Genomic DNA, 21,437 nt, shown 5'->3' with positions numbered 1-21,437 from the left:
GGATCAGATGTCGAATGTCAACATAATGCACCATCGAGTACGTCTCGATATGCTTAGCTACAATTGCAACCAGTCTTTCGAGCAACTCGGGCCCGGCGGTATTACATTTGGCGCTTCTCACCGTATGAGAACCCTAGAGATGATGGAGGGGCAACGTGTCAAATTCGGTCGATGACGCGCTTAAGTAATAGAGGGAGTTCTGCTATCATAGCCCAGAGCGGTTATAGAATAATCAGCGTGCGCTTACGCGTGGCGGAATTCGATGCGTTTTCGCAGCAGTTGCGTGTGCTTGGGCTGACCAACAGTATGGCACTGCGAATTGCGGTCCGCAGGATCGGCGGATTTATTGAGATTGGCGACGACACCCGGGATGATCTTCGGGCGATCACCTGTCACATCGGGAACATTGCCCAAACACTCAGAGAATTAAGCCGAGTTGCTAACCGTGACGCGACCTTCGACATCGAAAGGTTCGAGACGCACAGGCAGCACTTTGGTCAGGAATTTTCCGCGCTCGACGCCCTGCTCCGCACAATATTGAACGTATCGCGACGGCGAGAAGACGGTCGTAGGCGACTACAGGAGCTCATGCAGGGTGATAGCACTCGTGAACACGATCATTAGGCACCCAAAGTGCCTCATCCGCAAGCAATAGTAAGAATTGTGCCTCGAGGCGGCGCTCGGACCGCCTCGCAAATCCGAAATCAGCTGCAATACCTTTCGCGCAACGGAGCCGTCGATCTTTTACGTTCCGAGCGTCATCAAGGCGTTTTGCTGCCATATGACCGACTCGAGCAGTTTGCCCAAAGTTGGGCCGAGCAGACCGGCAACTATCATGCCGGTCAGTCGCTCGCAGACAGCAATCAGGACCTGACAACTCATATCATCATCAGCTTCCCGCCCGGCACCGATGCCAACCGTGCGCATGCTGCCGGTCGTGCATGGACCGAAAGAATGTTTGGTTCAGGTAATAATGGCGGTTCATTTGACTACGTGACAACATTCCATGTCGATCGGCAGCATCCACACTTGCATGTAGTCGTCAATCGACGGGCACAGGAAGGCCATTGGTTGAAGATCTCGCGCCGCAATCCTCATCACAACTACGATAATATGCGCGCCGTATTGGTTGATGCAGCCTATGATCATGGCATTGAACTGGATGCGACACGTCGTGCCGACCGAGGCATTATGGAGCGTCCGATTACTTATGCGGAATTCCGACGCAGGCAGAGGGTTAGAGAAGCCGTCGCAATTCAACCGGAACCTGAGCCTGATATTCCGGTTAGTCCCAGAGGCCAGCCCGAACCGCCGAACCTTGAACGCGACGGCAGGACCTCCGAAGCCCTTCAATCAGTACGGGGCGTTGGCCAGGCAATCCAAGCGTCCACGAGCACTGCGGAGGTGGTCGCCCGCGCAAATACGGGGGCCATTGTTCAGGGTATCGAAGCACAAGCCACTGACCCTGGTCCGTCAGATACGAGTGGTGTTGAATTCCAGCGCGAAACTGGGCGGCGCCGCGGCCGCGAGCCCGAAGGCGGCGACGGCCAGCCTATTTCGCTCGAGCGGCCACGGCAGCGCCGTCGCGTCCCGCCATCCAACATCGAAACTCGCGCCCAGCGCGCGGCCCGTGAACAGCGCGAGGCCGAAGAAGATGCGGTGGACAATGTTCGGGCAATCGAAGCACAAGCCACTGACCCTGGTCCATCAGATATGAGTGGTGTTGAACTCCAGCGCGAAACTGGGCGGCGCCGCGGCCGCGAGCCCGAAGGCGGCGACGGCCAGCCTATTTCGCTCGAGCGGCCACGGCAGCGCCGTCGCTTCCCGCCATCCAACATCGAAACTCGCGCCCAGCGCGCAGCCCGTGAACAGCGCGAGGCCGAAGAACGCGCGAGGCGACATCGCCGTCGCGAGCCTGAACCTGAGGATCTCGATCCCGATCAACCACTGCGACTTCGCAGCGGACGTGCCATCGTGCCTGAAGAGCGGGGCAGTTCCTAGCGATTCGGTTCAAGCGGTCCCCGCTTCGCGGATCATTTCACCGCCTCACCATCACGAGGGAGACAGAGCTTGTCCCGGTTGTTTGGACCGGGCCCCGCGAAAATTAAGTGGATTCCTGCCGGGTTATGCTGAACGCGGGGCTTTACGATTTTGCTGTGGCGTCGGGAGGGCGCAAGCCCGACCAGAGCCGCAGCAAAATCGTCGGCGACGATCATGCGGCCGTCACATCCAGGATGCCTTGCGCGATCTCCACGTCTTCCAGCGGTAAGTGATACTGATCTGGCCGCAGCTTCTCGGACGTCGCGCCGAACTTCTCGCGTCGCAATTCGCCGAGAATGACCTCCAACCGACGCCGCGCCTCGTCCGACGTCGGCAGCGCCGCCTGATGCTCGCTCAAGGCCGCTTGCGTTTGCGCCAAAAGCGCTTTCAGTTGTTCATTTTCGTCGCGTAGTGCCGCGATGCTCATGCGCTATTTCGAGCACATCGTCGCCGCGCGTGCCACGTTCAAAATAGCTTCCGAGTCATTCTGCCGCAGTTATCCAGCGACCTGTGGACGCCGCGCTTCTTCCGGGCGGACCAACCTCCAATCCAGGCCCTCGAACAACGCCGCGAACATCGCCGGCGATATCCGCATCACGCCGTCCGCAATCGTTGGCCATACGAACTTGCAACCTTCGAGACGCTTGTGCACCAACACCAGGCCCGTTCGACCCCAGACCAAAATTTTGATCCGGTCCGCTCGTTTCGATCGGAACACGAAGGCTGCGGCGCTGAACGGGTCGAGACGAAGCATCTCCTGCACCTTCCCCGAACGCCTCCGGGAGATCACGCCAGGGAGAGCCCGTGCGAACAATCCAAAGTACACCTTCCACGAACATCCGATTGTCGCGCCCAGTGGAGCCCTTCTGGTCGGGGCGACCTATGATCAGCGGCGCCATCCGCTCCCAAGCCGCGTCGCTCAATACCAAACGGTCCATCACACCCAAGACTGCCTCCCCAAAAGCAGTCTTGAATCTGATTTGCGCCTAAAAGGGAATCCTTAGAGTCCACACCACCTAGCCCGTCCTATTCGTGAGAGTGCGTTTTTTTAGTCCGATTGATGTGGCCGCACATTTGCTCTGACGAGGCGCGCGGGATTGCCTTCGGCTTTTCACCGCCTGACGACCGGTACTTTGCAACGCGCTTGAGGTGTAGGTTGGGCGCACAGGGGGCGGACGCCCCGCCGGTCAAGGACCGAGCGGCAGCAGCGCGCCTGGCAAGCCGCGGATCAGGTCGGCTTCGGGACATGCCGCGGCAAACGCAAGGCGAATGCGGCTCGTGGTCTCGACGACACGGGCAGCGAGTTTCAAGAGACGAAGACGCAGCGTCGCGAACTTGGCTGTGGCCAATTCCCGGTCTTTGGGAATCGCGTCGCGCACGGTCAGCATCAGCCAATAAGCGGCGGTGTGGAGAACAAGGCGGACTTGATTGGCGAGCGCCGAACGGCAGCTGGTGCGGTCGGAGGCGAGCTGCGTCTTATGCAGCTTGATCAGATTCTCGGCTTGGCCGCGCGCGCAATACAGGCTGTCGTAGATCCACTCGGCCGAGCCGACATCGAGGCTGGTGACGACGAAACGGATGTCGAGGCCGAGCCGAGCTATCGCCAAATTTTGGTGACGGCGCGGCCGGTCAGGCGGCGGCGGTTATGGGCTGACGGTCAGTCGGTTTGGCGATGAGCTCGATCCCGTCGTTGAATGTCACACCGAGAACGAGTTTTGGCAACTGGTTGTGGCCATCGAGACGACGCCAGCTTTTCTGCGCGGCCTCAAGTAGTTTGAAACCATCGCGAGCGCCGTTCTGTTGGACAGGCAGCCCTTCGATCGGATCGTGCGGTGGCGCACGGTAGTCCCGCATGACCTGGCGAGTGATGCCCGCGATCAGCGAAGGCTCCCCGCCGTCCCGGTGCTGGTCGCCCGTGCGAAACCAATTCCAGCATTTCGCCTGGTTGGCTCCGCTGGGCTGCTCCGGATAGACCACGAAGCAATTTCGCTCTTCCGCCAGGAAATTCATCCGGGTCCCGGCCGCGAAGTCGTCCGGCGACTGGGTGCAGCCGTGAAGCATGACGACCAGAGGAAGCGGCTTTTCTTGGGAGCGGCTTGGGACGAACAGCTTGTAATTCCGGCTTCCATTCGCGCTGCGGAAGGCGCCTGCGATGAATCTCGTGCCTTGGGGCGCGATATCCGTCGTGGCAGGCGGAGCGCGGGTCATCGGACCACGCAGGTTGAGTCCGGGGAAGTCTTTCAAGCGATCGAAGCTTTGCAAAGGAGCGGGAGAAACCCGGGTGGTTCGTCGGCTTTCCTTCTCCTCGACGATGCTGGCCTTCACGTCGATGGTCGGCGGCTCGAGCCGAGCTGGCGAGACACGAGCATGGGACGGTTCTGGCGACTCGCCGCGGAGCATGCGCTGCAGGAGCGCGGTGGCCTCGACCAGTTGGCCCGTAAGCGTGAGGCGCGTGGCCTCGGAAATCAAGTTCTGGCTCAGCATCGCATTCACCTTGTTCTGTCGGAGAGGGCGGCCTTGACCGCGGGAGTGGCGTGAAGGGCACCGAGCACCGAGACCGAAGCAATGGTGGCGCCGGCCAGCTCGGGGGTGACGTCCTGGGCGATGGTCGCGAGACCCAGCACGTTGATGTGCAGCATCTCGCCGGCGCGCCGCGCCGCTTCGAGATCCTCGCGGCTGTAGTTCCGCACGCCCAAGTCCAAGCCCTTTCGGACCGTCGACTGCTTCACGACGTCCGCGTGGCGTTCGAGCTGGTTGCGGATGGCCGTCCGGATGAAATCCGTGCGGTTCGAATAGAACCCTTCCTGCACCATCAGATCGACCTGACCCAGATCGACATAGCCAAGGTTGATCGTGATCTTCTCTGTATCGGGGATCCGAGGTCGCAGCTCGCGCACATTGTCGACCATGAAAGCATCCATTTTCACCATCCATCGGGATGGCGTAGGGATTTTATGTGGATGTTCAGGAGCTATTTTCAAGGGGGCAGCGAAAAATCGGTTAGACGCTGGCAGTTCGTCGGCCGGCCTCGTCTCGCGCCGACGTTCAGCGTTTGGCGCCGCGAACGCCGCAGCCGAGTTCCCGGCGGCGGCAGAAATCAATCCGCGGTACGCGCTTTCATACTCGCGCGCCATTCGGTCCGCGGAGAAGCGCTCCTCGAAGCGGGTGCGATGGCGTCCTGGTCCACCCCCGGATCTTCCACGATCAACCCGCGCGGGGTCGGCTACGCGAAGCGTGCCGCCGCTTGGCTTATGCCGGCGCGGTGATCGCGACCGGGGCCGGTCCTTCGAGGAGCCATCGAGCGGGAATTCCCCCGCTCCGGATGGAGCCTCAAGACAATGTCCTATCTCAGCCTCGCACAAAAACCACGCCTTCAACCTTGCCCGCACCCTGATGGTCCCGGTCACGCTCTTCCAGGTCGACGGCGAATACGGCGTCATGCCCAGCGACGAGATCGACGAAGGTAACGGCCTCGACATCATCCACGAATATAATCCGCACGATGAACGGCCGGCTCACTGAGCCGGCTTCGCTTTCGCGGAGGCTCTGTTCCGTGGGTGCCGCCACCCAACCGGTGGGAGCCTACCGCGTCTGCGCAGACAGCGATCTGGTTACGTCGCCGCCTTCTTTCCTTTCGGATGATATCCGCGATTGCGCTTCTGGCGCAGCAGGTCGAGGAACAGCCTGACCGCTTCGTCCTCGCGCGCGAAGCTGTGCTTCATCATCTGACCTTGTGCGCCGATCCGTCCCCAGCGGCGTGTCAGGCAGATGTCGCCGAAGAGCGTCGGTTCGATGGCCATGGCGTAGAACCGGGCCATGTTCTTCGAGGCGTCGGTGCGTTCGATATAGAGCTGGTAGGGCTGCGCGATCATGACGACAGAATCCCGCATCGGAGAATCCGCGTCCAATGAGTTTTTTGAATCGATCAGGGGCATATTGATTCATTTTTGCGAAGGGTGGCTTTTGGGGGCGGGCAGCTCTGGCGAGCGGACGGCTCTATGCGCCAAGCGCACCGAACCCGCGATGCGGTTTCGTCCTCCGGTGACGATCCTCCCGCGGTAGGTGGCACGGTCGAGAAAACCGATGATCGTAGCGTGTGCGGCGGGCTGCCGCGATCAATCGAGGGCGCACCAATCGCGTCGCGGCTCGTTCCAGCGCCGGGCGAGACCTTCCTCGACGAGCGTCGCGCCAGCCCGAGACTAGCGTGAAGCTGCCGGCGTTTAGTAGGACCAGCAACCGATCGCGGGCGATTTCGCCAGCCTGCCTCTCGTCGCGGCAATGCGGCGTGAAGATTTCCGGGGCGCCGATATCGGCGATCCTGATCTTATCACCCCTGAACCAGAATGTGTCCCCGTCGACGACGCAGTTCACGCGGATCGGCCCGTCGCAGAGCGTGAAACGGGCCCTCAGCGTATCGCTCCGCAGAGGCGGCGGGATGACCAAAGTGGTGGTCTCGTATCGCTCCGGCATATCCGGCGAATGCCGCGAGGGGACACCGATGGCGATCGCCAGGATCGCAATGATCGCCATTGGCTCCCACAACAAGAAAGCGCAGCGCCGTCATGCTTTTTCTTCCGGTTGGAATCGGTTGTGACCGACGCAAGCCTTCATATCGTCGCGCCGGAACCAGATGGCGCGGCCGCACCGCAATGGTGCGTTGCCGGCGGTGAACACGATCTGCTCGTCGGCGCGCATGCGCAGCACTTCGTGCGGCTGGATCAGCGGCCGCGAGGCCAGCTGCTTCGAGCGCGTCCGCGACGAACCGGACGCCTGCGAGGAGCGGCTGACCTGGTCGATCTCGACCGTGGTCATGCCGCAGCGCTTTGAGATGTAGTCGGCGGTTTCCGGGTCGTTCACGGCCGCGAAGGCGATCCAGCTCGCGCTCTCGAACCATTTGCTTGCCGCGTCGCGGCCGCCATAGGTTTCGCGCATCTGACCGATCGACTGGAACAACAGGAGGAGCGTGATGCCGTATTTGCGGCCGGCGTCGCGGGCGGTCTCCAGGATGCGCATGAAGCCGAGGCGTGCCACCTCGTCGAGCAGGAACAAAGCCCGTCCCGTCACCGCGCCGTTGCGGTTGTAGATCGCGTTCATGAAGGAGCCGATGATGACGCGGGCGAGTCCGGCATGGGTCTCCAGCGTCTTCAGGTCGAGATTGATGAACACGTCGGTCTGGCCGCCGGCGAGATCGTCGCTGACGAAGGTCGAGCCGGACACGAGCGCGGCATAGTTCGGATAGGAAAGCCAGTGGGTTTCCTTGACGGCGTTGGCGTAGACGCCGCTGAACGTCTCCGGCGTCATGTTGACGAAGACGGCAACGTTCTCCTTCACGAAGCCCGATTCCGAATTGTCGTAGATCGCCTGCAGACGAGCGCGCAGCTTGGGCTCCGGTTCGGACAGATTGGCGCGGACCTGGCGAAGCGTCTGGTTCTTGTCTTCCGTTTGCCCTGACAGGCAGACATCGGCGATCAGCGCGGTCAGAAGCTGCAGCGCCGAGGCGCGGAAGAAATCGTCGCGCACACCGCGGGCGCCGCCGCTGTCGCTCATGATCCATGAGGCGACGGCGGCGATGTCTTCCTCCTTCGTGCCGCCGAAACGACCGATCCAGTCGAGAGCATTGAAGCCGGTTCGCGGCAGGTTCGTTGCTTCCTGGGCTGCTTCTGGCGGACGACCTTGCGCGGTTCGCTGTCCCGCATGTGGATCGAGCACATGCACGGTGCGCCCCGCCGCGCGCCGATGGGCGATCACCATTGGCGCGACTTCGTTGGACGGGTCGAGGACCACGAGCGCGCCGCCCCATTTGAGTGCGGTCGGAACCGTCACCGACGTCGTCTTGAAGCCGCCGGAACCGGCGAAGACAATGCCGTGCGACGAGCCGAAAGAGGCGTCAAAACAGAGCAGCGGCGGGCGGCCGCCGAACCCCCAGCTCTGGCGATCCGTGGTGCGAAACGGCTGAGCTGCCGCGCTGTCCCTATCGACGCGGTAACGCTCGCCGACGACGATGCCGCCAGCGTTGCCGAAGAGCCGTGCGGCTTCTGGCATCGACATCCAGTCCGCGTCGCCGTGCAGCGCGCGACGGCCGCGAACGCGCTTCGGGTCTGGCGCCGCAAAGGCGGCATTGCCCTTCACGGCGACGCGGAGCGCGAAGATGCCGCCCATCAGCACAACGCTGGCTGCGACCATGGTCGCCGGGTCGATCTGGGCCACCGCTGATCGGCCAGGGACGATGGTCTCGGGAGCCCCGGACAGGCGCATCGCTTCGCGCGCGAGGGCGATGGAAATCGCCGATACGCATCCTGCGACGACGCTCCACGCCGCCGCGCGGATACTCGCGGAGCCGGCGGTGGCGAACAGGAAGATGACGCCGATCCCTGCTGCCGCGATATAGGGCATCGCCAGCCCGGCGCGGGCGAACAGGAGACGCTGCGCCTCCGTCTTGCCGAGGCCGGCAAGCCCATGCCCGATTCCGGTCAACCCGAAGATCGCGCCGAGCATCAGGGCCATCGGCACGATCAGCAGAAGGAGCCTATTCGCCGTCACGGCCGAACGCCTCCGCCCCGATCGCGGCAAGCCGTGCTCGCTCGGCTTCGTCGGTTCTCAGCCGGCGACCGAGTTCGATCAGCGCGCCGAGCAGGACCGCGCGCTTCTCGTAGCGCAGCCCCGCCTTTGCGATCAGGCCACCGAGCTCGATCTTCTCGCGCGTGTCCTTCTTGCGGGCCTCGGAGGATGACGCCTGGCGCATGCGCTCATACCTCGCCAGCGCCATTCGCATGCGCGCCAGACGCGACCTTCGCGGCAGGAGCGCTCGGATCGCCTCCGGCCTCGGCTCCCTTCCTTCCGGTCGCCTTCCCTGCCTTCCCGCGAAACCGGCCGGCGAGATCCTCGAACGTGGCCAGAAGCTCGCCTTCCTCGATCTCGATCTCACCGAGTCCGGCCCTGAGCGCGATGCGCCCGATCCGCTCGGCCTCGCGTGTCTCTGCGGCCTTCAACTGTTCCTGGAGGCGAGTGATTTCTTCGCGGATCTTCGACGACGGTTTCTTCATTTTCGGTTGAGCCTCCGTGCTGGGCAGTGTTGCGGGACTGCGCGGAGGATTTCGGAAGTCGCTGGCCCGAGCGACTAATAAAAAAGCTAGTCGGCAAAGCCGACGCCGCTTGAGATCATCCCGGCCGCTCGATGAGAGCGGTCCAAGGGCGCAGTAATACGTCGCATCCGCGACGTCCTGTTTTCCCGCCTGCCGGGGTGTCCCACCCTGGCGTGGCCCTGCCGCCGCCCCCGACGAGCATCTGTGTTCCGCCCTCGTCCGGGAGATCGCGCCGCCTTGGCCATCACGCATTTCACGCCCCAGCTCATTTCGCGCGGTTCCGGCCGCAGCGCCGTGCTGTCGGCAGCGTACCGGCACTGCGCGCGCATGGAGCATCAGGCGGAGGGGCGGACCGTCGACTATTCCACCAAGCGGGGCCTGCGGCATGAGGAATTCCTGTTGCCGCCGGATGGCCCACAATGGGCGCGTGAGCTGATCGCCGACCGCTCGGTCGCCGGCGCCGCCGAGGCGTTCTGGAACGCAATCGAGGCTTTCGAGAAACGCTCCGATGCGCAGCTCGCGAAGGAATTCATCATCGCCCTGCCGGTCGAACTCACCGTCGACCAGAACATCGCCCTGGTGCGGGAGTTCGTCGCAACCCAGGTCCTCGCGCGCGGACAGGTCGCCGACTGGGTTTTCCATGACGAGCCCGGCAATCCGCACATCCATCTGATGACCACTCTTCGCCCTCTCGGCGACAACGGATTTGGGCCGAAGAAGGTGCCGGTCATCGGTGATGATGGCGCACCCCTGCGCAACGATTTCGGCAAGATCGTTTACCGGCTTTGGTCGGGAGAGAAGGCCGAGTTCCTCGAGCAACGCGAAGGCTGGCTCGACCTTCAGAACAAGCATCTGGCGCTCGCCGGCCTCGAGATCCGCGTCGATGGCCGCTCCTATGCCGAGCGCGGCATCGATCTTGCCCCGACGACGCATATCGGCGTGTCGACCAAGGCGATCGACCGGAAAGGAAAGAAGGCGGGCTGGTCCCCGAAGCTCGAGCGTATCGCGCTCCACGAAGAACGAAAGGCCGACAACCGTGAGCGGATGCTGCGGCGTCCTGAGATCGTGCTCGATCTCGTCACGCGCGAGCTGAGCGTCTTCACCGAGCGTGACATCGCCAGGGTGGTGCACCGCTATGTCGACGATGCCGGAACTTTCCAGCATCTGATGGCGCGTATCCTCCAGAACCCGGATGTGCTGCGGCTGGAGGGCGAGCGCATCGCGCTTGAGACCGGAATCCGCGAGCCCGCCAAATACACGACGCGCGAGCTCATCAGGCTCGAAGCCGAGATGGCGCATCGCGCCGTCTGGCTTGCCGGCCGATCCTCGCATGGCGTCCGGGAGAAAGTGCTGGCGGCGGCCTTCGAGCGTCATGACCGTCTGTCGGAAGAGCAGCGCGTCGCGATCGCGCATGTCGCCGGTGAGGGGCGGATCGCGGCTGTGGTCGGGCGCGCCGGCGCCGGCAAGACCACCATGATGAAGGCGGCGCGCGAAGTGTGGGAAGCGGCCGGCTATCGTGTGGTCGGCGGCGCGCTTGCCGGCAAGGCGTCCGAGGGATTGGAGAAGGAAGCAGGCATCGCCTCGCGCACGCTGGCCTCGTGGGAGCTTGCCTGGTCGAACGGGCGCGAGCAACTCGACGACAAGACCATCTTTGTCCTCGACGAGGCCGGCATGGTGTCGTCGCGGCAGATGGCGCTGTTCGTCGAAGCGGTTGTGAAGACCGGCGCTAAACTGGTGCTCGTCGGCGACCCCGATCAGCTTCAACCGATCGAGGCCGGTGCTGCGTTCCGCGCCATCGTGGCGCGCACCGGCTATGCCGAACTCAAAACCATCTATCGCCAGCGCGCGCAATGGATGCGCGATGCCTCGCTCGATCTCGCGCGGGGCCGCGTTGCCGAGGCGCTGCAGGCCTATGGCGCGAACGGCAAGCTGGAAGCGCGCAAGTTCAAGGCGCAAGCCGTCACGGCGCTGATCGAGGACTGGAACCGCGACTACGATCCGGCGAAATCCATCCTGATCCTCGCCCATCTCCGGCGCGATGTCCGCGCCCTCAACAACATGGCGCGGGCGAAGCTGATCGAGCGCGGCCTCGTCGAGGATGGTCAGGCGTTCTGCACTGAGGACGGCCAGCGCAAGTTCTCGGCCGGCGACCAGATCGTCTTCCTGAAGAACGAGGGGTCGCTCGGCGTCAAGAACGGCATGATCGCGCGTGTCATCGAGGCGCGGTCGGGCTGGTTCGCGGCGATAATCGGCGAGGGCGAACGCCAGCGCCGCGTCGAGGTCGACCAGCGCTTCTATGCGAACGTCGACCATGGTTATGCCACCACGATCCACAAGAGCCAGGGCGCGACCGTCGACCGGGTGAAGGTGCTCGCCACGCTCTCGCTCGACCGGCATCTTGCCTATGTCGCGCTGACCCGCCATCGCGAGAATGTCGCTCTCTATTACGGGGCGATTTCCTTCGGAAAGGCCGGCGGGCTCACCAAGATCCTGTCGCAGAGCCGGGCGAAAGAAACCACCCTCGATTATGAGCGCGGCCCTTCCTATCGCGCCGCGCTGCGCTTTGCCGAAGCGCGCGGTCTCCATCTCATGCGTGTCGCCCGCACCCTCGTCGCCGACAAGGTTCGTTGGACCGTCCGGCAGAGCTCGAGGCTCGCCGATCTCGGAGCGCGGCTCCTCGCGCTCGGCGCCCGGCTTGGCCTCGGCGCAGCTCGGAAACAGACGATTCCCAACGGCACAAAGGAGGCAAGGCCGATGGTCGCCGGCATCACCACATTCGCCAAATCGATCGACCAGGTTGTCGAGGACAAGCTCGCCGCCGATCCCGCCTTGAAGAAGCAATGGGAGGAGATCTCGACCCGCTTCCGCTTCGTCTTCGCCGATCCCGAAGCCTCGTTCCGCAAGGTCGATATCGACAGCATGCTGAAGGACAAGGCGACTGCGCAATCCACCCTGTCGAAACTCGCGGAGAAGCCCGACAGCTTCGGTGCGCTGAAGGGCAAAACCGGCCTTCTGGCCAGCCGTGCCGACAAGCAGGACAGGCAGCGGGCGGACCTCAACGTGCCGGCGCTCGCCCGTGATCTTGAGCGGTTCTTGCGGCTGCGCTCGGAGGCGGAACATCGTTACGAGGCGGAGGAGCGCGCCGCTCGGCTGAAGGTCGCTGTCGACATTCCGGCGCTGTCGCCGTCGGCGAAGCAGACACTCGAGCGCATCCGCGACGCCATCGATCGGAACGACCTGCCCTCTGCCCTGGAGTTCGCGCTCGAGGACAAGATGATCGAGGCGGAGCTGGAAGGTTTTGCGCGTGCCGTGTCCGAGCGGTTCGGCGAGCGCGCCCTCGTCGGCCTCTCGGCCAAGGATGCCGACGGCAAGGTTTTCGAGGCGATTTCCGGCGGGACGAACGCCGCGCAGAAGGAGGAGCTCAAAGCCGCCTGGCCCGATCTGAGAACCGCGCAGCAGCTCGCGGCTCAGCAGCGAACCGCGGAGGCGCAGAAAGAAGCCGACATCCTTCGGCAGGCGCGGCGTCCGGGGTTGTCGCTGTGATGACCTCGACCGCCGAGCGGCGATCGGAGCCGTCAGGGTCGGATGCCGCGACCAGAAGGAAAGGCTGTGTTCAGCGTCGGCGAGCATCCGCGATCATGGCGGCCGGCGGCGTGGCGATGATTGCGATCGCCGGCATCGCCTGGCTCGGCGGCTTGCGCCTCAACCTGACGCCAAGCGAGCCGCTCGGGCTGTGGCGGATCGTGCCGATCGATCGGCAAGTCGTCGCCGGCGATCTCGTGTTCGTCTGTCCGCCGCCTGGGCCGGTTTCCGTCTTCGGCCTCGAGCGCGGATACTTTCGGCGGGGGCCATGCTCCGGCGGCGCCGCGCCGCTCATCAAGACTGTCGGTGCGCTCTCGGGTGCGCGCATCGACATCGGCGCCGTGGTCATGATCGACGGCGTGCTTCTGCCCCGATTGCGCCTCAGCCCCGTCGACGGTCAGGGACGACCGCTTCCGCCTTGGGCGGGGGGCGTCGTTCCGCCCGGCAATTTCTTCCTTCACTCCACTTTCGCAGGTTCCTATGACTCGAGGTATTTTGGGCCGGTTCCGGAGGCCGGTCTCCTCGGCCTGGCGCGGCCGGTCCTCACTTTCGATCCCTGATCGCCGGCGCGCGCTCCTTCTCGCCGTCGCGGCGCTCCTCGTCGGCTGGATCGGTTGGAGCGGGGATGTCCTCGCATTGCCGCTCGCGATGCTGTTTCCAGCGCTCTGGGCGTGGTCGCAGGATCGTGCCGCGTCGGTGGCGATGGGATATTTCCTGGCGGCTTCGCGTGGCTTGCGCCAGGGCGTTGCGAGCTTCTTCGGTGCGTCGGTCTGGGCCGGCATTTTGCTGTGGGGCGCAGCGTCCGTCTGCTTCGTCGCGGTCCATGCCGTCCTATGGAGTCCCCGGCCGGGAAGCCAGAAGGCGTTCTGCTATCTGATCACGGCCGTGCTGATGGCGGTTCCGCCCTTCGGCATCGTCGGATGGGCGCATCCGATCAGGGCGGCCGGCGTGTTGTTTCCCGGATGGGGATGGTGGGGGCTTGCGGCGACCGCAACTGGCCTGCTCGTCATGACGACGAAGGCTTGGCCAGTGGCCGCCATTGCCCTGGCCGATGCTTGGGCCCGGCTGTTCGGTCTTCCCCGCGTCACCGTCTTCAACCTCTGAACAGGAATTCGCCCATGGCCGTTGATGCCGATCTCATCCAGAAATGTGCCGATCCCACCCTAAAACCCGCCATCGTCGAGAAATTCTTGCATGCCGCGGGAGCGCCCGATCCGCTTGCCGTGATGGTGCGCAGCGGCGATCGCATCATCCTGCTGCCGCCGGTCAAAACCCCGGAGGAGGCGCTCGAACTCGCCCGCAGCCATATCGGTCGAGCCGTCGTGCGCGTCGGCATCACGCAGTATCCGGCCGGTCTCGGCGTGAAGGATCCGTCGGAGATGTCGCCGGATCTGTTCGACGCTTGCAAGAACATCCGCGCTGGCACGGCCCTCTTCGGCAAGGTCTGGCGGATCGTCTGGAAATGGTATGGCAATCCGACCGACGATAGCGTCATGTCACAGATGTTCGACGACGCGGTCGAGGCCTGGACGCGCGGGCAATTTGAGGGGACGGCGGTGTTTACCGCTCCCGATCCTGGCGGACCGAAGCCGCCGGAGCCGAAGCGGGAGGAGGCGTCTCAGCCGGCTGCGGCGGCACCATCACCGTCACCGCAGGAGCCGGCGCCCGGCGATCCCCACAAATCGGGCATCCGTATTGATCTGTCTGGCATCGGCGGGCGCGCTCCGTGAATGCAGTAGGACTCTGCGTATCCAGCGGAGACTATGCTGCCGCGATGTCTGTCAGGCTGAAATCATTGCCCTTGAACAAGAGCGGCTCGCCGGTGGCCTTCGCCAGAGCGTAGGAAAAGTAATCGTCATAGTTCAGGCCGGCTCTGTGCCGCCCTTTCCCGAAATCGAGGAAGGCCTGTCGGGCAAGTTCGCCGTGCTCGACCGTCACCGGCTCGACCGTGATGCCGGCTCGGCGGAAGAAGGCCTCGGCCTGCCGCATTCCTTCCGGGCCGAGCTGGTTCTCGATCACCATCGACAGCCCGACATGGTTCGCCACGCTGATGCGGCAGGCGTCGGCATCGTGAATGAGACGGGCGAAGGCTTCCGCTTCAGGTTCGCGGTAGAGGATCGCCACCATGGCCGAGGTGTCGATGATCATTTCGGCAGAGCGGCCTGGCGCTCGCAATTGTGCCGGGCGCGCCGTCGCGGTCGGAAGCCCTTGTTGGCCTCGATCATGCCGGCCGCGACCCATCGCAAGGCCATACCGGCATCCCGCCAGCGTTTGACGTTGCGCGTGACGCGGCGAATGGTGCCCATCATGTTCTCGGCGAGGTTGGTGCAGGCGAGCGATCGACGAAGCTCCTTCGGCAGCTTCAACCGGACGACAGTCAGGATTTCGTCGAGGCCTTCGAGGATGCTGGCCGCTACGCCGGGCCATTGCTGGTCGAGTCGACGCGCGAGATTGCGGATCAATTTTTCAGCCTTGTCGGCGTCATCGAGCTCCCAGGCCTGGCGCAGCACCCGACGGGTGGCCGCATGATGCTCTTTCGGCAGGCGTTCCATGATGTTGCGCGCCTTGTGGATCTGGCAGCGCTGGATCGCAGCGGCCGAACCGAAGGTGCGGCGGATCGCCTTCGACAACGCCTTCGCGCCGTCGGCGATGAACAGTGTTGGCACCGTCGGGTCGAGCCCGCGCGAGACCAGGTTGTCCAGCAGGGCTTGAACCGTGGCGGCATTCTCGGTCGCCCCTTCCACCAGCGCCAGCGGATGTTTGTTGCCTTCGCCGTCAACTCCGATCGCGGCGACCAGCACGAGATCGTCGCCGAGATGCAGCCCGTCGATTTGGATCACCAGAAGGTCGAGCGCGGACAGATCGGCAGCCATGAAGTCAGCCAGCCGCGCCGCCGACAGCGCTACGAACCTCCGCGAGGCCGCCGACTTCGAAACCCCGATCCGGGCGGTACCGGCACGTCACCTTCGGGCAGCCGGACGGCGCGGCCGAACCGGCGCGTCGACACATTGATCAGCATCAGGTTCATCGCCCAGCGACCGAGCCAATCCTCCTGCGCCGCCGTTTCCCAGCTCGGGATCGTGACCTCGCCGCCATCCACGCCCCGGACCCGCGGGCGCTCGACCTCGATCTTGCCGCCGTGGAAGCCGATCCGTCCCCGCGTTCGGCCCCAACGGTGCGCCGGCCGCGCCGCGTCGCGATCGTGGCGCGGCCCGCAGGCCGCCACAACATCCGCCTCCATCATCGTGCCGAGCGCCTCGATCCCTGCCGCAAGGCAGAACCGATCGAAGCTCGCCCGCACTTCCGCAAACGCTTCGTCCACCGCCCCGGTCGCCGGCCAACCAGCCGGTGTGATATCTCTCGTCATGGCGTTGCTCTCCTTTGTGGAATCAGCACCCCGAGCCTACCGGCTCAAGGTGGGCAACGCCGACCTCTTCAGAAATTCAACAGAACCCGGGACATCCCCCGAGCAGCTCATCCGGTCATCGCCAGACGAAGGCAGCTAGTGGTTCATCACAGTGATTTTGACGTTTTTATTCCGAGCCATTCGAGGATCGGCAAGCTTTCTGTGTTTCGGCATGGAATAAGGACCCCCGTTTCGGGGTGATCGGCATCCAATCGGGACCCCGGGATAAGGGTCCACAGTGGCTTCCATCGAGTCATGGAAGCCGAGGTTGGGATGCTGGTGGTGGAGACGATTGGTAAGATCCGTCGCGCCTACTTTGTTGATGGTCGTCCGATCAAGGCGATCTGCCGAGAACTTGGCGTATCGCGGAAGGTGGTTCGCAAGGTCATTCGTTCTCAAGCGACGGAGTTCCGGTACGAGCGCGAGACGCAGCCGCTCCCGAAGATGGGTGCCTGGAGTGCCGAGCTTGATCGGTTGCTGGCAGGGAATGAGAGCAAGGCGGCGCGGGAACGGCTGACGCTGATCCGGCTATTCGAGGAACTCCGCGGCCTGGGTTATGCCGGCGGCTATGATGCGGTTCGTCGATACGCCCGACGGTGGACCAAGGAACGCGGCACCTCGACAGCGTCGGCTTATGTGCCGCTGAGCTTTGCACCAGGCGAAGCCTACCAGTTCGACTGGAGCCACGAGGTGGTCCTGCTGAGCGGCACCACGGTGATGGTGAAGGCTGCTCATGTTCGGCTCTGTCACAGTCGCATGCTGTTCGTGCGGGCCTATCCGCGGGAGACGCAGGAGATGGTGTTCGACGCCCACGACCGGGCATTCGCCCTGTTCAAAGGCACCTGCACCCGCGGCATCTACGACAACATGAAGACCGCGGTGGAGACGATCTTTGTCGGTAAAGGCCGTCTCTACAATCGCCGCTTCCTGCAGATGTGCAGCCACTATCTGGTCGATCCGGTCGCCTGTACGCCAGCGTCGGGCTGGGAGAAGGGGCAGGTCGAGAACCAGGTCGGGCTGGTCCGGGAGCGCTTCTTCACGCCGCGGCTGCGGTTCAAAAACCTCGACGAGTTAAACGCCTGGCTGCTCGACAAGTGCATCGCCTACGCCAAGGCTCATCGCCATCCGGAGCTGGTCGATCAGACGATCTGGGACGTGTTCGAAGCCGAACGCCCCAAACTCGTTCCCTATGCCGGCCGCTTCGACGGCTTCCATGCGGTGACAGCATCGGTCTCGAAGACCTGCCTGGTGCGCTTCGACAACAACAAGTACTCGGTCGCAGCCAGTGCAGTCGGACGACCGGTCGAGGTTCAAGCCTATGCCGATCGCATCGTGATCCGTCAGGATGGACGTATCGTTGCCGAGCACCCGCGATCCTTTGGCCGCGGCGATACCGTCTACGACCCCTGGCATTATGTGCCGGTGCTCGCCCGCAAACCCGGCGCCTTGCGCAACGGTGCTCCCTTCAAAGACTGGGTGCTGCCGGCCGCGATCGAGCGGATCCGGCGCAAGCTGGCCAGCACCGACGATGGCAATCGGCAGATGGTCGACATCCTCACCGCGGTGCTGACTGACGGTCTGTCCGCGGTGGAAGCGGCTTGTGCCGAAGCGCTCAGTCACAGCGTCCATTCCGCCGATGTCGTTCTCAATATCCTGGCCCGTCAACGTGAACCCGCCCCACCGGCCAACATCATGACGCCGGCCGCACTGACGCTCCGTCATGCACCGATCGCCGATTGTGCCCGCTACGACAACCTCCGGAGGACCATCTGATGGAACGAACCCAAATCTTCGACCTCATGGGCGAACTTAAGCTCTACGGCATGAAGGCTGCCTTCGACGAGATCATGGCAACTGCCGTCAAGCGCCAGCACGAGCCTCAACGCATTGTCGGCGACCTGCTCAACGCCGAGATCAACGAGAAGCAAGCCAGGTCGATCAAATACCAGCTCACCATTGCCAAGCTGCCGCTCGCCAAGGACATCGCCGACTTCCAGTTCGACGGCACGCCGATCAATCAGACTCTCGTCAATGATCTCGCTGGCGGCGGCTTCATCGCCCAACAACGCAACGTCGTGCTGGTTGGCGGCACCGGTACAGGCAAAACCCACCTGGCCATTGCCATCGCCAGAAGTTGCATCCGCGATGGCGCCAGAGGACGCTTCTACAACGTAGTCGACCTCGTCAACCGGCTCGAGACCGAGACCCGCAACGGTCGGCAGGGACGGCTCGCCGAGCATCTGACCCGCATGGACTTCATCGTTCTCGACGAGCTGGGCTATCTGCCGTTCGCGCAATCCGGCGGTCAGCTCCTGTTCCATCTCATCAGCCGGCTCTACGAGCGCACCTCCATCATTGTCACCACCAATCTTGCGTTCGGCGAATGGCCCAGTGTGTTCGGTGAGCCGATGACTTCATGATGCCTCCTTCTTCGAACGCTTGGTGCGTCGTACCCGATTGCGAAGCTGACGGATTTGGTCGTCTGAGAGCTCGATCTGCCATGGCTGGCCTTTGGCTAACTGACGACCTGCCAGCAATTCCCGCGCGAGATAATCGAACACCGTCTGCGGGGTCACTCCAAGCTCAGCCGCTGCGCCCTGAATTGAGAAGCTTCCATCGGGCCAGCGCATCGGATTCTTGTCCACGCCGTTGATTTTGACGGTGGGAATGCCCCAGCGGGTACGCAACAGCCAGACATTCTCGCCTTTGAAGGCGCAGCCTCGAGCCGCGACGAAGCCTTCCTGATTGAGTATTGCCGCGATCTCGGCATCCATTTTGTGTTCAGCATTCAACTCGACGATCCGTTGCCGCAACCGATCAATGTCGATGTAATCACGGTATGTCTGAACGCGCCGTTGCACGTGATGCTCGCTGGTTGCACCGGTCTGCCAGACGATCTTGAGCCACACCTGACCTCGGGTCCGCTTCTGATCAAGAACGACTTCGCGGATCACAAATCGCAGAATGCGCTTGCGATCGGCTGCCGACGTGGTGGCCGCGTTCCAAATCCGCGGCAGGTTCTCGCCGAGCGCTTGTAGCCCTGCGCATTCCGCCGGGCCAATCAGAAGCGGCTCTTGCCCGCGCCAACGCGCATGCTCCTGCTCGACCGCCTCTGCGACACGCAGCCTCTCTTCCCAAGCCCGCTCAAGTGAGCGCGCCACAAGACGGTTCTCGGGCTCTACGGCGTCATACTGGCGCCGAGCGCGCTCGGCCTCGTAGCGGGCGCGCTCCACGCGAAGCGCCCACTGGCGCTCGAGCTGACGGCTCTCCTGCTCCAGTTGGCCCGCGGCTGCGAGTGCGATCTCAATCTGATCCGGCACCAGGGCGTCGAGGACTATCCGCTCGACCAGCGCGTCAACCGCCAAGGCCCGGACTTCCTGGCACATTGCACTGCCTTGCTGGTCCCGATCCGAGCGGCAGCAATAGACCGGATAGTCGGCATTCGGGCCCGTGTAGCGCATGCTCATGCGCCGTCCACAACGACCGCAGACCGCAATTCCTTGTAACAGGGCTGCCCCCTTGCGCGGTACGCCAGAGTGACCTGCCTCATAGCGGCAGACGTTATCTGCCAATCGCCCCTGGTTGGCCATGAACTCCTCCCAGCTGATATAGCCTGGGTGAGCGGCGTGGAGGCAAACCGCCCAATCCGCGATCGCTACCTTGACCGTTCCCGTCAGCGATCCCCGCCGGCATCGGCTCGGGTCCTTTTGCCGGCGGCCATAAACATACGCCCCAGCATAGGCCGGATTCTGAAGGATATTAAGGACGCGTGTGCTATCTGGCGCACGCCAGACGATCTCGTGTGGAGAAGGTCCAAGCAGCGGCCGAACCGGCAAGGACAATCCATTCCTGTCCAAGTAGCGCATCACACGGCGCGCACTTTGCAGTTCCCGGAATTTAGCAAACACGAGATGAAGACGGGCGCGCACCTCCTCATCCGGATTGAGAACAATTGTGCCCGCTCGATCGTAGGCGAGCCCGGCCGGCAGCGGCAGCCGCAGTTCGCCCCGCGCCGCCTTCTGCCGTTCCCCTTGGTGAAGGCGCATCCGAAGCTGATGCAGCTCCGCCTCGCTCATGATGCCGGACAGGCCCAACAGCAGGCGGTCGTGATAGGCGCGCGGATCGTAAAGCCGCTCGCCATCCGCAATCAGCACGCCAAATACCGAGCACAGTTCGAGAAGCTGATGCCAGTCCCGGTTATTGCGGGCCAAGCGCGAAGCGTCGAGACTCACCACGAGACCGGCGTTGCCAAGGCCGATCTCGGCAATGAGCTTCTGGAAACCATGACGGTCCACGCCGCCAGCACCGGATTTGCCCAGATCCTCGTCAATCACCTGGACGCGCTCGGGCGGCCAGCCCAGACCGATGGCGCGATCGACAAGGCGGTACTGCAGCTCGGTGCTCTCCTGATGCTGGCGCACCTGGTTCACGGATGACTGCCGCACGTAGACATAGGCCAACTTGGCTCGGTGAGCCGTCGTGAGCCGCTCGTCAGCGACGGTCGAGCTGATCAGCACGACCCAGTCCCCTTCCGGGCGTGCCGGGGATCGCTTGCATTCGCCGCATCAGCGCGGCGATCGTTTGAGCAATCTGGGTTTGCGTCGCGGTCGACAGATTCGGCCAGAGGCGCGGAATGTCGGCCATCGGACGGCCGGATGGATTTGCCAACGTTGGCAGGGGTCGATACGCAACGCGACCTGGGAGCGGTCGGTGGGTCATCGCGAATCACCTTCTCGTCGAGAAGGCTCAGACTCGCGCTCAAATGTTGCATCAATGGGATCAGCGTCCGTACACTGATGCGCGGCAGGTCGGCCGCGTTCGGGCGGAAAGCGATCGACGTCTCGGTAAGATCCGTCGACGCGATCCGAACCCCCCGCCGCCGTCCGTCCGGCAGCGCGACAACAACGTAGGCGGGACCGCGTCCCGACCGCTCCTTCAGCACCTCAAGCCGGTGCCCAAATAGGAAATGATGCGGGTCAGTGATCGTGACGTGAGACACGACCCGTTCAAGAATAGGGGTACTCTGCCGTGTTCGGCGACCCGAAGGTCTCGGTCCATTCGTCGAAGGGCAAGTTGCTGGTGACCAGCGTCGAGCATCCGCTGGCTGGAGAATTTACGGCCATCGACCGATCTTCTCGCAGCCTCTGGACGATGCGTTCATATTGGTGATCGCGAGAGCGACATCTATGAGCTGTTTTGCCTGGCCGAGGATGTTGGAACGCATTTCTTTGCGCGAACCTGTGTTGATCGGCTTGCCGGGGACGGCAATCATACAATTGCCGACGAAATGGACGAGGTCACGGTCAAAGGCCTGTGCATGCGGAGTC

General features: G+C 63.4%; 18 protein-coding genes and 7 pseudogenes. 8 read left to right on the top strand and 17 right to left on the bottom strand.

Translation table 11 applies throughout. The features are described from left to right. Positions 1 to 249: 249 nt before the first annotated feature. Positions 250 to 624, top strand: coding sequence for a DNA mobilization endonuclease VirD1/MobC family subunit (locus tag HU230_RS42780; RefSeq protein WP_234633918.1), 375 nt, complete (start codon positions 250 to 252; stop codon positions 622 to 624). Between the two features lie 9 nt (positions 625 to 633). After that, on the top strand, positions 634 to 2,001 hold the full coding sequence (locus HU230_RS42775) for a relaxase/mobilization nuclease domain-containing protein (RefSeq protein WP_224944475.1): 1,368 nt from the start codon (positions 634 to 636) through the stop codon (positions 1,999 to 2,001). Between the two features lie 226 nt (positions 2,002 to 2,227). Here HU230_RS42775 and HU230_RS42770 read toward each other — a convergent pair. The 13 genes and pseudogenes from HU230_RS42770 to traC all read right to left on the bottom strand — a co-directional run. Beyond that, a pseudogene (locus tag HU230_RS42770) lies at positions 2,228 to 2,467 on the bottom strand (transposase domain-containing protein); the annotation flags it as partial. A gap of 69 nt (positions 2,468 to 2,536) precedes the next feature. Continuing rightward, a complete protein-coding gene (gene tnpB / locus HU230_RS42765) occupies positions 2,537 to 2,794 on the bottom strand; it encodes an IS66 family insertion sequence element accessory protein TnpB (protein WP_224944470.1) in 258 nt (85 codons plus the stop codon). A gap of 10 nt (positions 2,795 to 2,804) precedes the next feature. Further along, a pseudogene (locus HU230_RS42760) lies at positions 2,805 to 2,978 on the bottom strand (transposase); the annotation flags it as partial. A gap of 249 nt (positions 2,979 to 3,227) precedes the next feature. Next, positions 3,228 to 3,635 (bottom strand): annotated as a pseudogene (locus HU230_RS42755) (transposase); the annotation flags it as partial. 34 nt (positions 3,636 to 3,669) lie between these two features. Further along, positions 3,670 to 3,884 (bottom strand): annotated as a pseudogene (locus HU230_RS42750) (IS256 family transposase); the annotation flags it as partial. After that, positions 3,871 to 4,524 (bottom strand): annotated as a pseudogene (locus tag HU230_RS42745) (CE1 family esterase); the annotation flags it as partial. The pseudogenes HU230_RS42750 and HU230_RS42745, both read right to left, overlap by 14 nt. A gap of 5 nt (positions 4,525 to 4,529) precedes the next feature. Beyond that, positions 4,530 to 4,949, bottom strand: coding sequence for a CopG family transcriptional regulator (locus HU230_RS42740; protein WP_029084654.1), 420 nt, complete (start codon positions 4,947 to 4,949; stop codon positions 4,530 to 4,532). 439 nt (positions 4,950 to 5,388) lie between these two features. After that, positions 5,389 to 5,526, bottom strand: coding sequence for a hypothetical protein (locus HU230_RS42735; RefSeq protein ID WP_166107071.1), 138 nt, complete (start codon positions 5,524 to 5,526; stop codon positions 5,389 to 5,391). Positions 5,527 to 5,651: 125 nt separating this feature from the next. Beyond that, positions 5,652 to 5,975 carry a WGR domain-containing protein gene (locus tag HU230_RS42730; protein WP_175618595.1) on the bottom strand — a complete coding sequence of 108 codons (324 nt, stop codon included), beginning with the start codon at positions 5,973 to 5,975 and terminating at the stop codon, positions 5,652 to 5,654. Positions 5,976 to 6,036: 61 nt separating this feature from the next. Beyond that, the gene (locus HU230_RS42725; RefSeq protein ID WP_224944469.1) at positions 6,037 to 6,570 is read right to left on the bottom strand and encodes a thermonuclease family protein; all 534 of its coding nucleotides are present in this window, start codon (positions 6,568 to 6,570) and stop codon (positions 6,037 to 6,039) included. 30 nt (positions 6,571 to 6,600) lie between these two features. Continuing rightward, positions 6,601 to 8,580, bottom strand: a complete 1,980-nt coding sequence (traG, locus tag HU230_RS42720) for a Ti-type conjugative transfer system protein TraG (RefSeq protein WP_224944468.1) — start codon at positions 8,578 to 8,580, stop codon at positions 6,601 to 6,603. Continuing rightward, positions 8,567 to 8,782 carry a type IV conjugative transfer system coupling protein TraD gene (gene traD, locus HU230_RS42715; RefSeq protein ID WP_035681106.1) on the bottom strand — a complete coding sequence of 72 codons (216 nt, stop codon included), beginning with the start codon at positions 8,780 to 8,782 and terminating at the stop codon, positions 8,567 to 8,569. Before traD ends, traG begins: the two co-directional genes overlap by 14 nt. A gap of 4 nt (positions 8,783 to 8,786) precedes the next feature. Then, on the bottom strand, positions 8,787 to 9,083 hold the full coding sequence (gene traC / locus HU230_RS42710; protein ID WP_166107075.1) for a conjugal transfer protein TraC: 297 nt from the start codon (positions 9,081 to 9,083) through the stop codon (positions 8,787 to 8,789). Positions 9,084 to 9,359: 276 nt separating this feature from the next. On the opposite strand from traC, the gene traA reads away from it, so the two are divergent. The 4 genes from traA to HU230_RS42690 all read left to right on the top strand — a co-directional run bounded on the left by traA (position 9,360) and on the right by HU230_RS42690 (position 14,434). Further along, positions 9,360 to 12,665, top strand: a complete 3,306-nt coding sequence (traA, locus tag HU230_RS42705) for a Ti-type conjugative transfer relaxase TraA (RefSeq protein WP_176535431.1) — start codon at positions 9,360 to 9,362, stop codon at positions 12,663 to 12,665. A 95-nt stretch (positions 12,666 to 12,760) separates the two neighbouring features. Next, positions 12,761 to 13,264: a conjugative transfer signal peptidase TraF gene (gene traF, locus HU230_RS42700; RefSeq protein WP_234633915.1), complete on the top strand. Its 504-nt coding sequence runs from the start codon at positions 12,761 to 12,763 to the stop codon at positions 13,262 to 13,264. Between the two features lie 76 nt (positions 13,265 to 13,340). Further along, the gene (locus HU230_RS42695) at positions 13,341 to 13,808 is read left to right on the top strand and encodes a nitrilase-related carbon-nitrogen hydrolase (RefSeq protein WP_321576698.1); all 468 of its coding nucleotides are present in this window, start codon (positions 13,341 to 13,343) and stop codon (positions 13,806 to 13,808) included. 14 nt (positions 13,809 to 13,822) lie between these two features. Continuing rightward, a complete protein-coding gene (locus tag HU230_RS42690; protein ID WP_166107082.1) occupies positions 13,823 to 14,434 on the top strand; it encodes a TraH family protein in 612 nt (203 codons plus the stop codon). A gap of 31 nt (positions 14,435 to 14,465) precedes the next feature. On the opposite strand, the gene HU230_RS42685 is transcribed toward HU230_RS42690, so the two are convergent. Both HU230_RS42685 and HU230_RS42680 read right to left on the bottom strand, forming a co-directional pair. Then, the gene (locus HU230_RS42685) at positions 14,466 to 14,852 is read right to left on the bottom strand and encodes a type II toxin-antitoxin system VapC family toxin (protein ID WP_166107305.1); all 387 of its coding nucleotides are present in this window, start codon (positions 14,850 to 14,852) and stop codon (positions 14,466 to 14,468) included. After that, a pseudogene (locus tag HU230_RS42680) lies at positions 14,849 to 16,071 on the bottom strand (IS256 family transposase). Before HU230_RS42680 ends, HU230_RS42685 begins: the two are co-directional and overlap by 4 nt. Before the next feature lie 312 nt (positions 16,072 to 16,383). Here HU230_RS42680 and istA point away from each other — a divergent pair. Further along, the gene (istA, locus tag HU230_RS42675) at positions 16,384 to 17,883 is read left to right on the top strand and encodes an IS21 family transposase (RefSeq protein WP_166309211.1); all 1,500 of its coding nucleotides are present in this window, start codon (positions 16,384 to 16,386) and stop codon (positions 17,881 to 17,883) included. Beyond that, positions 17,883 to 18,509, top strand: a pseudogene (gene istB, locus HU230_RS42670) (IS21-like element helper ATPase IstB); the annotation flags it as partial. The gene istA and the pseudogene istB, both read left to right, overlap by 1 nt. Positions 18,510 to 18,524: 15 nt before the next feature. Here the strand turns inward: istB and HU230_RS42665 are convergent. Both HU230_RS42665 and HU230_RS42660 read right to left on the bottom strand, forming a co-directional pair. Next, the gene (locus tag HU230_RS42665) at positions 18,525 to 20,627 is read right to left on the bottom strand and encodes a recombinase family protein (RefSeq protein WP_176529005.1); all 2,103 of its coding nucleotides are present in this window, start codon (positions 20,625 to 20,627) and stop codon (positions 18,525 to 18,527) included. Further along, positions 20,602 to 20,754, bottom strand: coding sequence for a hypothetical protein (locus HU230_RS42660; protein WP_224497196.1), 153 nt, complete (start codon positions 20,752 to 20,754; stop codon positions 20,602 to 20,604). Before HU230_RS42660 ends, HU230_RS42665 begins: the two co-directional genes overlap by 26 nt. Between the last annotated feature and the right edge of the window lie 683 nt (positions 20,755 to 21,437).

Origin of the sequence: Bradyrhizobium quebecense (assembly GCF_013373795.3) — a bacterium.
GTDB classification, from domain to species: domain Bacteria; phylum Pseudomonadota; class Alphaproteobacteria; order Rhizobiales; family Xanthobacteraceae; genus Bradyrhizobium; species Bradyrhizobium quebecense.
Note: the sequence above shows the minus strand (reverse complement) of the source record. Positions and strands in the feature narration are given on the sequence as shown.